This window comes from Mesorhizobium sp. WSM4841 (assembly GCF_055811515.1).
In genome coordinates this window covers 1-14,679 of sequence record NZ_JBVVQC010000060.1, presented here as the reverse complement: position 1 = coordinate 14,679, position 14,679 = coordinate 1, and the positions used below count along the sequence as shown (strand labels likewise).

13 protein-coding genes and 2 pseudogenes are annotated in these 14,679 nt (G+C 57.2%); 7 read left to right on the top strand and 8 right to left on the bottom strand.

The genetic code is table 11. The features are described 5' to 3' along the window. Positions 1-212: 212 nt before the first annotated feature. The 4 genes and pseudogenes from AC0L14_RS33950 to AC0L14_RS33935 all read left to right on the top strand — a co-directional run. Complete coding sequence (locus tag AC0L14_RS33950; protein ID WP_473752141.1) at positions 213-941, top strand: SDR family NAD(P)-dependent oxidoreductase; 729 nt, start codon at positions 213-215, stop codon at positions 939-941. A 178-nt stretch (positions 942-1,119) separates the two neighbouring features. Further along, positions 1,120-2,307: an IS701 family transposase gene (locus AC0L14_RS33945; RefSeq protein ID WP_473752140.1), complete on the top strand. Its 1,188-nt coding sequence runs from the start codon at positions 1,120-1,122 to the stop codon at positions 2,305-2,307. Between the two features lie 256 nt (positions 2,308-2,563). Further along, positions 2,564-2,895 (top strand): annotated as a pseudogene (locus AC0L14_RS33940) (helix-turn-helix domain-containing protein); the annotation flags it as partial. A gap of 314 nt (positions 2,896-3,209) precedes the next feature. After that, a pseudogene (locus AC0L14_RS33935) lies at positions 3,210-3,450 on the top strand (IS481 family transposase); the annotation flags it as partial. Between the two features lie 1,175 nt (positions 3,451-4,625). Here AC0L14_RS33935 and AC0L14_RS33930 read toward each other — a convergent pair. Further along, complete coding sequence (locus tag AC0L14_RS33930) at positions 4,626-5,387, bottom strand: SDR family NAD(P)-dependent oxidoreductase (protein WP_473752139.1); 762 nt, start codon at positions 5,385-5,387, stop codon at positions 4,626-4,628. Between the two features lie 325 nt (positions 5,388-5,712). Here AC0L14_RS33930 and AC0L14_RS33925 point away from each other — a divergent pair, with 325 nt between their 5' ends. After that, complete coding sequence (locus tag AC0L14_RS33925; RefSeq protein WP_473752138.1) at positions 5,713-6,642, top strand: transposase; 930 nt, start codon at positions 5,713-5,715, stop codon at positions 6,640-6,642. A gap of 1,263 nt (positions 6,643-7,905) precedes the next feature. Next, positions 7,906-8,082 carry a carbamoyltransferase N-terminal domain-containing protein gene (locus AC0L14_RS33920; protein WP_473752137.1) on the top strand — a complete coding sequence of 59 codons (177 nt, stop codon included), beginning with the start codon at positions 7,906-7,908 and terminating at the stop codon, positions 8,080-8,082. A 199-nt stretch (positions 8,083-8,281) separates the two neighbouring features. On the opposite strand, the gene AC0L14_RS33915 is transcribed toward AC0L14_RS33920, so the two are convergent. The 4 genes from AC0L14_RS33915 to AC0L14_RS33900 form a co-directional block, all read right to left on the bottom strand. Next, positions 8,282-8,425, bottom strand: a complete 144-nt coding sequence (locus AC0L14_RS33915; RefSeq protein ID WP_473752136.1) for a hypothetical protein — start codon at positions 8,423-8,425, stop codon at positions 8,282-8,284. A 453-nt stretch (positions 8,426-8,878) separates the two neighbouring features. Beyond that, positions 8,879-9,214 carry an NAD-dependent epimerase/dehydratase family protein gene (locus AC0L14_RS33910; protein ID WP_473752142.1) on the bottom strand — a complete coding sequence of 112 codons (336 nt, stop codon included), beginning with the start codon at positions 9,212-9,214 and terminating at the stop codon, positions 8,879-8,881. Between the two features lie 25 nt (positions 9,215-9,239). Continuing rightward, entirely contained in the window at positions 9,240-10,112 is an 873-nt protein-coding gene (locus tag AC0L14_RS33905; RefSeq protein WP_473752135.1) for a dihydrodipicolinate synthase family protein, read from the bottom strand. A 25-nt stretch (positions 10,113-10,137) separates the two neighbouring features. Beyond that, a complete protein-coding gene (locus AC0L14_RS33900) occupies positions 10,138-11,454 on the bottom strand; it encodes an NAD(P)/FAD-dependent oxidoreductase (RefSeq protein WP_473752134.1) in 1,317 nt (438 codons plus the stop codon). A gap of 160 nt (positions 11,455-11,614) precedes the next feature. On the opposite strand from AC0L14_RS33900, the gene AC0L14_RS33895 reads away from it, so the two are divergent. After that, entirely contained in the window at positions 11,615-12,538 is a 924-nt protein-coding gene (locus AC0L14_RS33895) for a LysR substrate-binding domain-containing protein (RefSeq protein WP_473752133.1), read from the top strand. A gap of 12 nt (positions 12,539-12,550) precedes the next feature. On the opposite strand, the gene AC0L14_RS33890 is transcribed toward AC0L14_RS33895, so the two are convergent. From AC0L14_RS33890 to AC0L14_RS33880, 3 genes are all read right to left on the bottom strand, one after another. Further along, positions 12,551-13,564 (bottom strand): GlxA family transcriptional regulator, encoded by a 1,014-nt coding sequence (locus AC0L14_RS33890; protein ID WP_473752132.1) that lies wholly within the window; start codon positions 13,562-13,564, stop codon positions 12,551-12,553. Between the two features lie 36 nt (positions 13,565-13,600). Continuing rightward, a complete protein-coding gene (locus tag AC0L14_RS33885) occupies positions 13,601-14,299 on the bottom strand; it encodes a corrinoid protein (protein ID WP_473752131.1) in 699 nt (232 codons plus the stop codon). 128 nt (positions 14,300-14,427) lie between these two features. Further along, on the bottom strand, positions 14,428-14,679 hold a 252-nt coding region (locus AC0L14_RS33880; RefSeq protein WP_473752130.1), incomplete at its 5' end, for a trimethylamine methyltransferase family protein.

The following is a 14,679-nucleotide window of genomic DNA, read 5'->3' as shown; positions in this document are numbered from 1 at the left end:
GGACGCGCACTATTGGGTTTTCCGGGTAACCAACAAGGCCAACGCACCAACAGAGGAGCGGCTATGACCACGATCCCTGCTTGCTTTGCAGACTGTCTCGCGGGATTGTCCCGCGTATCGGGTGCTCACTGCCGATCGGATCGAGACGGAGCGCAGTTGGTCTCCACGCGATTTGGCAACACCCTTGTTGAGGTGAACGGGAAGGCTGTCGCATGACCCGCTTCGCCGGAAAGATCGCGTTGGTAACGGGTGCCAGCAGCGGCATTGGGGCCGCAATCGCCGACAGGCTTGCTGGCGAGGGGGCCAGAGTATTCGCTGTTCAGCTTGAGCAGGCCGACCGCGTAGAATCGATAGTCGCGGACCTTTCGGACCCCGCAGTTCCGGCCATCGTCATTGACGATATCATTCACAAAGCCGGACGGCTCGATATTCTTGTCAACAACGCCGGACGCATGATTGAAGCGACGGTAGATGAGACGGGGCTGGAGGAGTGGCGACGCACAATGGCGCTTAACCTTGATGCTCCTTTCCTGCTGATCTGTCACGCGATGCCCCATCTTCGCAGAAGCCACGGCGCCATCGTCAATATTGGCTCTATAGAAGGATTAGCGTCCAATCCCAGGCACGCTGCCTATTGTGCCTCGAAGGCAGGGCTGCATGGGCTGACGCGGGCCGTGGCGATCGACGGCGGGCCAGACGGAGTGCGTTGCAATGGCGTGGCTCCTGGCTGGATCGATACGGATCTCAACGTCAATTTCGTCGCCGCGTTGCCTGAGCAAGCGCGGGGCCGGTTGGGGGCCATTCATCCGTTGGGTCGAACCGGCCGTGTTGAGGAAGTCGCGGCTATGGTCGCATGGATTGCCTCGTACGAAGCTGAATTCGTCACTGGCCAGATCTTCGTCGTGGATGGTGGCCGCACTGCCAAGCTAAGTCTCCCTTAAGTAGGCCGACTATAAAGCGCCTCGATCGGTGGCGTGGAGCGCCAGTCATCACTGGCCACTGAGTACAGCCTCGCCGTAATTGTAAAAGTTTAAAGTTTATCTGACAGACGGTGTCCTAGTACTACAGTTGCGGATCATTTGATTTTCTGATTCCATTCGACAGGTTATGGAGGGAGCCATGTCTGTCGCTTCGTGGTCGGGGTCATTGTTGGCTTGGGAGCAGGAGCTCGCAGCGCTGAAGGCGCGGGTTGGGCGGGTGCTTCCTCGTCGTGAGCTGCGAGAGACGGGCGCAGATTTCCTTGACGGCCTTCTTTCCGGCATTGAGCGCAAGACGGGCTGGCTGATGGCTGAGCAGTCCGGAGCGGGGCGACCCTATCGGATGCAGTCGCTATTGGGGCGCAGCCAGTGGGACGCGGATCGGCTGCGAGACGAGGTTCGCGATTATGTAGTGGAGGCGTTGGGCGATGAGGATGGCGTCCTGATCGTCGACGAGACGGGATTTGTGAAGAAGGGCGATCGTTCCGCCGGTGTTGCGCGTCAATACTCGGGAACGGCGGGTCGGATCGAGAACAGCCAGATCGGCGTGTTCTTGGCTTACGCGAGTCGCTACGGTCAAGCGCTGGTCGATCGTCGCCTTTACCTGCCGGAGAGCTGGACAAAGGATCGGGCGCGATGTGCCAAGGCGTCGATCCCGGAGACGGTCGAATTTGCGACCAAGCCAAAGATGGCGCGCGCCATGGTCGAGGCGGCGCTCGATGCCGGCGTCCCATGTGCTTACGTTCTTGGCGACGCTGTCTACGGGGCCGACAGTAGCCTTCGCCGGATGCTGGAAGCTCGCGAGCAGCCCTATGTCCTGGCGGTTCGAGGCGCTCACTTCATGCGCCGTGGAGGGGATCGTCGGTTTGAGGGAGCCTCGCCCGAGGAACTGGCCAGCGAGCTCGCGCCCGAGGAGTGGGTCTGTCATGCGGCAGGTGAAGGCGCCAAAGGGCCTCGGCTCTACGACTGGGCACGCATCCGCCGCCCTTGGACGTCAAAAGACGGCTTCGAGCATTGGCTTCTGGTCCGCCGCAAGCGATCGACATCCGCAGAAAAAGCCTACTACTTGGTCTTCGCCCCGCCCGGTTCCTCCTTGGCCGAACTGGCGGCAGTGGCCGGCCTACGCTGGGCGGTCGAGGAGTGCTTTGAGCGCGCCAAGGATGATCTCGGACTTGATCATTGCGAGGCTCGGTCCTGGCACGGATGGCATCGCCACATGAGCCTGTGCATGGCCGCCCTGGCGTTGCTCTCCAAGCTATCGGCTGATCTTCGCCGCAGCGCATGGAGCAAACCGAACGAAACGAGTCCAAAGGAGCCAATCGCCGCCTGATTCGGATGACTGCGCTCGTCCCGAGTGTCCCCGAGATCCGCTATCTCCTCGCCCGGATCCTCATCTTCCCGCCGACACAAAATCCCTTCATCATCGCCTGGTCGCTATGGCGACGACGACATCAGGCCGCGGCCACCATCTGTCACTACAAACGGCGCAGACATCCGCAACTGTAGTACTAGGCTGAAGCTTGAGCCGAGGCCGGGCGCGGAGTGGTCAGGGTTCGCAGCGCCCGGCCTCGGCGTTGGAAAGGACACTGGACCAAGGACCAAAGATCATCCGCGCCAAGGTGGGGCTGCTGGAGCTGGCCAAACAGCTCGGCAATGTCAGCCAAGCCTGTAGGATGATGGGCTATTCGCGCGACAGCTTTTACCGTTTCAAGGAGCTTTACGAGACCGGCGGCGAACTGGCGCTGCAGGAACTGACGCGCAGGAAGCCGCTGTTGGCCAACCGCACGCCGCCCGAGGTCGAGGCAATCATCCTCGAGCTGACGCTGGAGTATCCCGCCTATGGGCAGACCCGCATCGCCAACGAAATGCGCAACGCAAGCTCGGCCACTCGGTCTCGCCGTCAGGCGTCCGCGGGGTGTAGCCGCGTCACGATCTGGAGACGATAAAGGATCGTCGCCTTTGCGGTGATGATCCCGCCGACCCCCGTCAAACCCGACCCGAAACTGATGGACGGTCGAGATGGGCTTCGCCCGGGAAGAAACAGCCCGCGACGGATGCGTCCCTGCGGTGACCGAACGATCATAGAGCGGGCTTTGGCGGATGAAAAGGATGTTTCGAAGGTTTTGCCAAAACGAGCGTTCCGGCCCGCGTGACACATTTCGGCGGTCACGATGCTGAAAATAAACAACACCGCCGTGGCCGCCTGAACTCGTCTGCAAAAACGGCTCGGAGCAGAAGCGGCTGAAGGCGCTGGAGGCCAAGGTCGCCCAGTACGTATCGTGCTCACCGAGAGCCAATCCCCGGCGCTGAAAGGCCAAGCTGGACAAGGAGGCGCATGGTGAGTTCGAGAGTGAATGCCCGGCTATTGCGGCGGCCAGGACGCCTTCTACGTCGGCAACATGAAGGGGGTCGGACGCATCTACCAGCAGACCTTCCTCGACACCTATTCGAAGTCGCCTTCGCCAAACTCTATGAACAGCACCGCCATCCCGAACCTCACTGATGAGCGGCTGGTAGTTCGACACGTGGCTGCAGCGTGGAAGTCCCAAAGGAACGACATATCCGTCCGCCGATACGAAGACGGCTGGGGAGGGATTGTGCATTGTCCAGATCTGCATATTCGAGGGTCAGTCGCATAACGAATGTTGAGCGCGTCGTAGTACAGAACACCCGCATAATCTCGCTGACAGAGTTGCTGAACGATTCGGTCCAGCCGCGTTCTCCGCATCCGCTCCAGATTCGGCGGTATCAAACCCAGCGCGCACCACTCGACAAAGGCGACATCCGTTGGTTCGATCTCCACTCGATCATTGTTATCAATGCTACCATCCGGCTTCAAATCCTTAGCCCCTCTGGTTGGATCGATTTTGCGGTTCACGATCGAAAACGATGACATTTTCAAGGATTCCGGCTGTTTTGTTTTAAATATGGAGGCGGCATGACCTGTTCCTTTCTTACCAATGCCCTACGGCGCGGAGCGAAGCTTGACATTGCATTTCTAGATACGCAAAAAGTCGCTCCTCTTGCGCCGGAATTCGTGGTTTATTGGCTCAATCCCAAAGGATCAAAGGCCTGTTGGGAGGTGTTGGATTGACGGTGCGTTTTGCGACATGACGCAGCCCCTTAAATTTCCTTTTCCCCCCATCCAGTGGTTACGCGTCATACGAATGCCGGTTGGCGGCTCTCGCCTTGTCGCAACGAAGGCTTCAAAATTCGTGCCAAGTGGGCGCCGCGGTTCCGGTGCCTCACTCGGATTTCGGACATCGCCCGTTTCCCAGTCTGGATCGTCCGCTCGGGGGGCCTGCCAGCCGACAGCTTCAACTCCCGCATCTCGGAATTGGGATCGCCTGCGCCAGCAATTTGCGCGCGCCAACTCGGCATCGGGCTGACGATGTTGAACTATTTCGATAGTCTCGTTTTACGGCGTATCGCTCTGCCATCGTTGAATTCTCGGCCTTTGCGGGGTTCCGCGACTCGGAGCGGTGGGGCCTGAGGGTGGAGTGTCGGCAGCGAGGATGGTGATCCAAGTCCGCCACGGTACTCTCGTCAAACAAATCGCCGACAACAACCATCGCTCTTTCATCAGCGAGCTTCTCGCGGTCCAATGCGTCGATTGCCACGGTCACATGAACTTTGATGCCGCTTACCCTATCCTGCAGTGAGGCCGCCATCTATCGGAAGAGCGACCCCCGTGATGTGCCGAGCTTCCTCGCTCGCGAGGTACAGCGTCAAGCTCGCTATTTCTTTGGGAGTAGCAACGCGCCCCTGGGGTATCGCATCAACATTCCTTTGAAGGATTTCCTCGGGGCTAACCGGCTTCCTATGAGCCGATACGAGCATGGGCGTATCAACGGCACCAGGGCAGACGGCATTGATGCTGATTTGCTCTTTAGCGTGATCAAGGGCCATGGCACGCGTCAGCAGAACGACCGCGCCCTTCGACGAACAGTAAGCGGCTAGCCCGGAACAGCCAACCAGCCCAACATTCGAGGCTATGTTGACAATGCTGCCGCCCCCGGTCCTCCCCATAGCCTTAACCGCCGCGCGGCTAAAGTAGAACACACCACTGACATTGGCCTCGAATGTCTCACGCCAATCATCATCCGTGGTCTCAAGGACACTTCCACGCCGGATGGTACCGGCGCTGTTAACCAGAACGCTGACCTTTCCAAATCGCTCTACGGCAAAATCAATTACCTGGTCGGCGAATGCGGAGTCAGCTACGTCGCCCAGCATCAATTCGGCCGGACAGTTGAGTTTCTGAACCGCCTCCAAGGTTCGTTTGCCCCGCTCTCTATCGCGGCCGACCAATATGACTGAGGCCCCTATCGCGGCAAAGGCCTCTGCGACGGCCTCCCCTATCCCCGACGTTGCGCCAGTAATGATAACGATCTTCTTGGAATGGGTCATTGCGGCGATTTCTGTAGCCGAACAGAGTTGTGCCCAATCTGGTTAAGACAAAGGAATATTTGAGCCAAGGGACCCTCCGATGCGATCCAACAGCTGCGCCAAGCGTTAATGTGCAGCGCACGTCATCAACTAAATGCGTGACCTTGCAATTAACACAGGCTGTACCGCTGATGAATGCCGCATAGTTAAGTTTTCGTTAAATGACGTATAAGTAGGGTTGTACCGTATTTACAACTATCTTTTTCACTTCTGGTCCCGCTCTCTTTCTTTCCAGCGGTGCTTGCGCCGATGAGGCCGCATCCGCCGCTGGATCATCTGCCCCTCGTTGACCTCGCCGCTGGTGACCGCGACGTCGGGACACGCCGCGCAGATTATCAACGTAGCAGGAGACTTCTGCAACGGTCCCAACGTCCACTTCTTCAGAAAAGCGCGCTCGACCTTGCCGAGAAGCACGGCGATAACTCGCTGCGGGAGCTTGCGCAACAAGTCGGATCGCAATGATGCGCGCGGCATCGCACGCCTGATGCGCATGAACGCATATCGACCCGTCTGGGTGAAGTCGGAATATGCGCAGCGCCTTGGTGCTCTGTTTACGGCTCGTAGCACCCTGCAGGATCAGCTTATCCGGATCGAGAATGTCGTCCGTGGACTGCTGCGCTGCGACGGCATATCGCTCCCTCTTGGGCAGCGACTATTCGAGAAGGAAGTGCGTGAACGGGTTGGCGAGCATGCGACGGTCATGCTGACGATCGAACCGCTGCCGGTTGCACGCGCTGAGCTCTTGCCCCAGCGAACCATATTCGATCGCCGCATCATATCGCTGGCGCGACGGGACAAACTTTGCAAGCTGCTGATGACGATGCCGGGTGTGGGACCACACGTTGCGCTGTCGTTCAGGGCGAGCGTCGATGATCCTGCCCGGTTCCGTCGTTCGCGCGATGTCGGCGCGCATTCGGTCTTACGCCGCGCCGTTACCTCGGGCGAAATCGACCTGTCGGGAAGGATCAGCAAGATGGGTGATCGCCACACGCGCCACATGCTCTACGTTGCTGCGCAGATCACTCTGAGACGTGACCAGGGTCTTTGGTCGTCGATGAAGGCGTGGGCCATGGGTGTCGCCAAGACCGTGGCATCGCCAAAGCACGTGTTGCGCTTGCGCGCCGGATGTTGGCAGAAGAGCGTGCCTGCCCACGTGAGTCCAGTAAGCAGATCATTCGTATCCGCTGCGGCGGAAGTCCCGGCAAGAGACGGGTGAGATGAGAGCGACCGTCCGCTTGGTGTGCCGCCGGCCGACCAAAGGAACGCCGTTCCATTGCCGGACAACCAACGCCAAAGCGACAATTGACGGAGGAGCAGATGTAAAATGAAAACAGCTTGACGAACGCCGGGACAGAGAAAACGGAACGGTAACCATAGGCGTAGCATAAGCCAAACGATGCGTGTCGATGACGAGCCAACCGGCCATTGCTGACCGCGCGCAAGCTTCTACAGTCGAGAAGTGATGTCGAGATGAGCATCCGCGGGTCTTGCCCGCCATCGACTATGCAGACACTCGGCCATGGCGCCGCTCACACCCACATTGTGAGGGAGGACCCGACCCGACCGAAAGTCTGGCCGCTGCACCGGGGCCCGTTACCTCATCAGTTGTATCCGGGCTGATGCGCTTCGTAGCCAAGCTCGCCATCACGGCGGGATGTTTCAAAGCTCAAAGGCTCCTTCGTCCGCAAAGACTGCGCCGTTATTTTCCCGGTTAGTCACGAGGCGATTCAACGACGTCGGCGTCGTTGGCCACAATGGGCGGACCAGATCTCGTCTACCTTGTCCTTGAGCTCGCACTGGCGGACGCGCGCAGGTGGAAAATCGACCGTGAATTTGGCGGCCTCATCGGCGCGAGCACCGCCGCAAAACGGAAGAGCAAAAACAAGCAGCCGCCGGATTCGGCTCGGACGCGGTAGGCTACTACGGCATAGCTCAGGGCTCGGAGGTTGTCTCAAGAGGATCATTTCGGCCAGAAGGTGCATTTCTATTCCTCGACGCACGAGCGCTCCCATCTCTGGGGCTCCTACGGTATGTCGCCATTCCCCGCCGGAGCCCTGTTATGTTGATCTGGGAAGGTTGGTGAGGCGATTTCTACGAAATCGATGAAAACCTGCAGGTCGTGCATCGGGGAAAAGTGATGGCGAATGCTGGTGACAAGTTTGTTTTCCTTTATTCCTCCTGCCCAAAGGACCAACGCGTTTCGAAGACGCCGGCAAAGCTGATGGCGCTTTGCGCCTACGGACAGACCGGATCGCCTGATCCGGGACGAGCAGCGCTAATCGGATTTTCTGCTTCCAAGCGATGTGCATCCGATGGCCAAGGAGGATCTGCGGAACTCGCCCTACTATAACATTGGCGTGACCCAACAGAAGTTCACCAACCTCGCAAGGCGAGTTTCGGACGTCATCTTCGATTCGTTTAACGGCTTCGAGAAAAACTGACAAAGGGCTACCCTCTGCTGGTTTCCGGCGGGTGCGGATTGAATTGCGAATGGAATCGCTGCTGGTTCGAAACGGGTCTTTTTTCCGACGTTTTTAATCCGTCATACACCAACGATACAGGCTCGGCGATCGGGACTGCCATCGACGCGATGCGGCATTTCACGGGCAAAGCGAAGATCAGATGGAACGTCTATTCAGGCCAACCACGTACTTGACGAAACTGACCGGACGTGTTCGGCACACGAGAGTTGTGGATGTGGTCGCGTCACTCTTTGCCAGACCCATCTTATCATATTCATCCACTTTATTTGCATACGTCTGGTATTCGCATCTATTTCCCCCGACTCGAAAGCGCTGAGAACAACGGGCGTGTCGGCGCCATAATCAATCAACTGGACTTCGTCCAAATACGGTTCACCGCCCACCAGCTCCCATCTTTCGACGTTTCAGCACTACCTTTTGTCCAGCGTCCCAGGACACCAGTTCGAATGGGCCCGTGCCGACGGGGTGAGCCAAGAGATTCGAGCCGTTCTTTTCGAAGTCGCGATGGACTATCAAGGCGGGGCAATCGGCAAACCCAGCGATGACATCGGGCTAGGTCAGCGTTAGTTTGACGGTGTGATCGTCGATTTTCGTGATGGCACCTTCTTTCGCTTTGCCTGTCTTTCGTCTATGAGCGCGGTCAGGCGCGCGGCCATCGAGTTTCCAGCCATCGGTCGTCGGTGTAGAATTCGCCCTGCATCGCGCGCTCCGCTGACTGCTCTTAGTTTTGGTCAACGCTCTCGAGACCAACCGACCCGATACACGCGGCCGGTTTGCCGCCCCTCGACGCTCTTGACAAATGCGAGCACCACGTCACTCGTTGCCACTGGCTTAGTACCAACAAAAGAGCGGTGATGACTCATCGAGCATCGTGGGGCTCACTAGGTTGATTCGCCGGTCGCTCTGAAGCTCGATTGCCGCGCTGCGGACAAACCCTTCAAGGGCGCCATTGACCATCGCTGAAGATCCTCATTCGTGAGTCCTGAGGTCAGCGTGAACGAACCGCCGTCGCGAAGATACTTCCCCCGACCTGACAAGATTGACCTGCCCCATCAGTTTGCTTTTCAAGCCAACCAAGTATTGCCCGGCAGAGAACTCTTGAAGCGGCGAAAAATGGACCGCGCCTGCCGTGCATATCAGGCAGTCGAAATGACCAGTCTGGTTGAACAGACGAGTGATCGAAGATGAACTCCCAATATCGACCTGGAAGTGGCCGTAGTTTCGACTGGCTGTGACTATCTCGTGCCGTTTGCCGAGTTCAGCGGCTACGGCTCTGCCGATAACACCACTCGCACCCACATGCATAATCTTCACGGCATCTCGCTACGAGCTAAACTGCTAATGGCTCAAGGGAGCGGCGCAGAAGAGTCTCCTGATCTGTGGAAAGTTTTCTCAGTGGCTTGCGGACGTTCCCCGTACCGTAGCCACGGATCTGCGCGGCCTTCAACACCGACGGCACATAGGCAGCTCTCCACACGAAAAGCAGGGACGGCAGCATTCGTTGCCAAAGGGAGATCGCGTCTCCGTATTTTTTTTCGTTCACCAGATTGTACAGCCGCACGGCTTCGTGCGGCATATAGTTGGCAGCGCCCCAAATGACGCCCTTGGCGCCTGCCATAAGGGCATAGAGTGTCGTCGTGTCGCAACCGTTGAGCACCGCACCTTTTGTCTCTAGAAATTCCTGATGGACTGTAAGGTCTCCCGCACTATCCTTGATGTAATTGAAGTTCTTAAGCCCACCGAGGCGTTCGAACAGCCCGGGCGAAACCGCGATGCCCGTTGCCTGGGGTATGTTGTATCCAACGATGTCCACGCCGACTGCCCCATCCAGTTCTTTGTAGAAGTCATAAAGGCCGTCGTCATCCGAAGGGCCTTCAAGATAAGGTGGAAGGATCATCAGCGCATCGGCTCCTACCGATTCTGCGTGCCGCGAGCGGCGCACAACTTCGTCGACATTTAGCGCGGAGGTCTGGCAGATCACCTTGCAACGGCCGGCGATGCGCTTCGCTCCGATTGCATAGAGCCGGTTGCACTCTGCCTCGGCCAGGTAGGGATGCTGCCCCGTTCCAGCGCCAAGAACCAAACCATGTACGCCGGCGTCAACATATTTTTCAATGAGTTCATCGAAGGTGCGATAGTCTATGTCGCCCCTGTCGTCGAACGGCGTTTGCATCGCCAGGTTTATACCACTGAGATCAGCCATCTCTCGTCTCAACCTTTTGGAGCCACTAGACCTCTGCACCCGCCTGCCTGAAGCGCAACGCAGTCATGAACCGAACGCCCAATGCCGTGATCAGCTTGGGATAGGGCTTGCTCGGGACAGCCCTCCGCTGAAGGATATCTATCACAGGCGAAGTCTGGCCGGCCGCGAGTTCCGCCACAGCCTTCCCGAAGGCGGCGCCTCTTGCCACGCCTGTTCCATTGCAGAACGCGGCGCCGAAGACATTGTTCGACAGCTCGCCAAAAACCATGCCGCCGTTCTGAGCAAGGGTTAGCATGCCACCCCAGCTAGCCTCGAAACCCATCGAAGAAAGGCTGGGCCAGCGGCGGTCGAACGCAATTTGCTGCTGGACGCGAGCCCTCATAACATCTTGGGTCGACGTCATGAAATCAGTCGCATAAGCGTACACGTTTCTGAGAAACAGCCTGTTGTCCGGCGTACGCCGAACTGTCGTGCCAAAACTGTTGGCCGGGATCAGCCCATATGCCTGCCGATTGCCAACCTGGGCCAGTTCGGCCTGGGTGAGCTGGCGCGTCATGCTGGCGAAAGTGAAAAGCGGTATCGCTCGATTCTCGAAGAACCCAAATTTGGTGAGATGGCCCGCCGCGCAGATAATGACCTTTGCCGCTGAGATTTTGCCAACTGGTGTTTCACATATTTGCTTGGGACCGCCGAATTGCACCGCTGTAATCGGGGTGTTCTCATGGACCGTCACGTTTGCGGGTAGACGACGCGTGGCGTTCTTCAGATATTTGGCTGGCTGAAGAAGAATCGTGCCGGGATGGTGGAGCGCCTTGATGTAGCGCCTGCTACCGGTCATAGCTTGCATATCCGGCTTCTCGACCCAGCTGTAGTTTTGCCCTAGCCTGTCGAGCGCGGCCGCGAATTTCCTAAGGTCCCTGACCCCATGATCCGTAGCTGCGGAGTGAAATTTCCCTTGAGGGTCCCAGTCGCAATCAACTCCATGCTCTGCTACTGCAGTTCGGATATACGCGATTCCCTCCAGGTTGACGAACAGCTCTTCATTGTTGCCCTTGATGTCCTCCAGGAAATCACGCTTGCGCGGATTGTGGGCAAGGTCGATCACAAAGCCCATGCATCGACCTGATGCGTTGTTACCAATGCGACCGGCATCAACCAGCACAACGGAAGAGTCCGGGTTGAGTTCAGCGTAACGGCGAGCCGCATGCAGGCCCATCCACCCCGCGCCAATCACCAGGCAGTCACACGAAACATCGCCGCGCTGTGGCAGCAAATCCAATTCAGGCCCGGAGGTACTATACCAACCGGAGACGGTTGGCTCAGGATTTGGAGCTTGAATCACGGTCCTTATATTTAATGAAGTCACAGTGATCCCGCTACGCTAGTGGCGGGCAGTGCAATCTCGCGCCGAAACACCGCCCAAAACTTTTACACGATGACTAAAGCACGCGGCCGAGAATGGGCGTAGACCGAAAAGACACTGTCTGATATAGGCGTGTCTTATGTCAAAACTCCGATCTCTGGTTCCGTCTACGCACTCCCTGTTTGTGTTCGAAGCTGCAGCCCGCAATCTCAGCTTCAAGCGCGCAGCAATGGAGTTGAACGTCACACAGCCAAGCGTGTCGCTTGCAATAAAGACGCTGGAGAAACACTGTAAAGTGATACTTTTCGCGCGAGATAATCGCGGCGTAAGACTGACGGAAGCTGGCGTCGAGCTTTTCGGCGAGGTGCGCACCGGTTTTCGGCGAATTGAGCAAACCCTTGAGAACATCTCAGAGCGAGGAACGAAGTATCTAAGTTTTGCAGCGTCGACTTCGCTTGCCGCACATTGGCTGGCGCCGCAGGTATATCACTTTCAGCAAGAGCATCCCGATATTAGGATTAAAATCGTTGCTACCGATAGGGACATGGAGCCCGATCAAGAGATAGACGTGACGATTTGGGTGCGGAGGCGGAATTTTGACCGTAGCAACACTTGGTTCATATGCGATGAGATCATCTTCCCCGTGTGCTCGCCGGCTTACTTGGCAGCACATCCGCAGCTGCAAAGCGTCGACGATCTCAATCATCACCAATTGATTCATTCGTCCGACGCTTTTCGCAAGCGCATGAGCTGGTCGGAATGGATCGAGCTTGCAGGCGGAGATCCCAGCCAAATTCGGACTGACATAGTTTTCAATGATTATCAGTTGGCTTTTCAGGCAGCCTTGTCAGGAGAAGGCGTAGCGCTTGGCTGGTCACTTACCAATCAATACCATCTTAAGAACCGAAGCCTGATCCGCCCGCTGGCTGAGCAAATCAACACGGATCGGGCCTTCTTCCTGGTCGCTAATGACCGGATTGGCCAGAGCGAAAAAACGAAGAAGCTTCTCGCGTGGGTTTTGTCTCAGTCTAAGGAGCTTCGATCATCTGCAGGGAGTTCATAACCTCATGCAAAATCACCGCCAGTCGCTAGGGGCAGCCCCATGCAATTCCCTGAAGCACTTTGAGAAATGCGAAGCCGACTGGAAGCCACATGCAATAGCTACTTCCGTGAGGCTCAAATTCGTTCCCTCTATGAGTCGTCGAGCGTGTTCGAGCCTAATGCGTTTATAGTGCCTAGACGGGGAAGTACCGACGTGTTCAAGAAAAAGGCGTTCTAGCTGTCGAGTGGAAATCTGGCATCGTGCTGCGAGCTTCGCGAGATTGAGCGGATGCTCGATATTGTCCTCCATAAGCACGAGCGCTGCAGCCAATTTGCTGCTCGCCCCTGCGACCGCAAGACCCGCGGGGCTAGTCTGACGATCGCCACCGGAACGATAGCTCACCGCAGTGGCATAGCGGCACACCTCCCGAGAGACCTTCACGTCGGCACGACGGGCGACAAGATCGAGCGCGAGATCGAACGCAGCAAGTTCGCCGGCACATGTCAAAAATTGCCCGTCCATCACGAATAAGGCGTTGCAAACGTTAGATTCCTTGAACGTTTCTGAAAATGCCGCCAGACGTGACCAGTGGATAGTACACTTGGTGTCTTTCAGCAGTCCCGCCTGTGCGAGCAGCCAAGTCGCGGTGCCAATGGCCGTTATATTGATCTTACGTCGAGCAATGCTGCGTAAAAAGGGACTGATCTGAGGAAATTTTCGGAAATCAAGTGACTCACCCGCGACGACTACGACCTGATCGAATTCTCGACCATAGGTAACAAGATCTGCAGGGTCGGCAGCGGTCCCAACCTGTATTCCACTCGAGCTCGAAACGGGCTTGCCGTCAAGGCTTAGCACCGTCCAGCAAAAAACCTCCCTCCCCGCCAACGAATTAGCCGCATGCAGGGGGTCGATAAAAGCCCCAAGCGCTAAGTGCGAGAAGCCGGGGAGGAGTAGGATAGCAAGGCTCAGCGGTCCTCGCTCGCCGACGCCGTCGGCGCTAAAAACGGCCGCACCCACAAATGCGAGCTTAGAGTGCACATTCATTTGTGTTCAAAAATGGTTGGCTTCAAGCTTCCGATGTCACTGCTCACCGCGAACATTGTGCTTACGCCTCATGAAATCCTTGGCTGTCTCAACCGCCACGGCCGCATCGCGGCAATAGGCATCGGCGCCGACAGCCTTGCCGAATTCCTCATTGAGCGGCGCGCCGCCGACGAGCACGACGTATTCGTCGCGAATGCCCTTTTCCTTCATCGTGTCGATGATGACCTTCATGTAGGGCATGGTCGTGGTCAGCAGCGCCGACATGCCGATGATGTCTGGCTTATGCTCTTCCATGGCCGTCATATACTTCTCGACCGAATTGTTGATCCCGAGGTCGATGATTTCAAAGCCAGCGCCTTCCATCATCATACCGACGAGGTTCTTACCGATGTCATGGATGTCGCCCTTGACGGTGCCGATGACCATTTTGCCCTGCTTCGGCGCGCCGGTCGCGGCAAGCAGCGGCCGCAGGATGAACATGCCGGCCTTCATGGCATTAGCCGAGAGCAGCACTTCCGGCACGAACAGGATGCCATCGCGAAAGTCCTCGCCGACGATGCGCATGCCTTCGACCAACGCCTCTGTCAGCACTTTGTAGGGAATCCAGCCGCGCTCGAGAAGGATCGTGGTGCCCGCTTCGATTTCTTCCTTCAATCCGTCATAAAGGTCGTCGTGCATCTGCTGCACCAACTCGTCGTCGGAAAGCTCGGAAAGGATGATACCATCGTCGGACATGTCCAAACTCACTATAAGCTGGGTTTATCACCCTGTCGGCACCCAACCTGCGGGTGCCGACAGGCCTAGGCCCGAACGCTTGGGAGGAGGAAATCAGGCTCGAGCAAGAACTCTGTGTAGCGCCGGGGTCAGGCCAAACTAGGTGAAATCTGCTCCTGGCGCTTTGCAACGAACGTGTCCAATTCTTCTCGGACCGCAGCATCCAATGGCGGAGGTTCATAACTTTCAATAATTGCTTTTGCCTTTTCGCGACAGCGCTGGGCCATGTCCTTGGAGCCCTTGACCTTCCATTGTTCGTAGCTCAAGTAGTCGAGAAGTTCGGGCGCGATAAATGCGTCCTTGAACCGCTTGAGTGTGAACGAATCGCCTAGATAGTGCCC

Excerpts from the sequence above, each read along its gene's own strand:
- AC0L14_RS33895 (WP_473752133.1), top strand. The coding sequence starts at position 11,615 with ATGTCAAAACTCCGATCTCTGGTTCCGTCTACGCACTCCCTGTTTGTG.
- AC0L14_RS33890 (WP_473752132.1), bottom strand. The coding sequence starts at position 13,564 with ATGAATGTGCACTCTAAGCTCGCATTTGTGGGTGCGGCCGTTTTTAGC.
- AC0L14_RS33910 (WP_473752142.1), bottom strand. The coding sequence starts at position 9,214 with ATGCATGTGGGTGCGAGTGGTGTTATCGGCAGAGCCGTAGCCGCTGAA.
- AC0L14_RS33930 (WP_473752139.1), bottom strand. The coding sequence starts at position 5,387 with ATGACCCATTCCAAGAAGATCGTTATCATTACTGGCGCAACGTCGGGG.
- AC0L14_RS33950 (WP_473752141.1), top strand. The coding sequence starts at position 213 with ATGACCCGCTTCGCCGGAAAGATCGCGTTGGTAACGGGTGCCAGCAGC.
- AC0L14_RS33885 (WP_473752131.1), bottom strand. The coding sequence starts at position 14,299 with ATGTCCGACGATGGTATCATCCTTTCCGAGCTTTCCGACGACGAGTTG.
- AC0L14_RS33905 (WP_473752135.1), bottom strand. The coding sequence starts at position 10,112 with ATGGCTGATCTCAGTGGTATAAACCTGGCGATGCAAACGCCGTTCGAC.
- AC0L14_RS33945 (WP_473752140.1), top strand. The coding sequence starts at position 1,120 with ATGTCTGTCGCTTCGTGGTCGGGGTCATTGTTGGCTTGGGAGCAGGAG.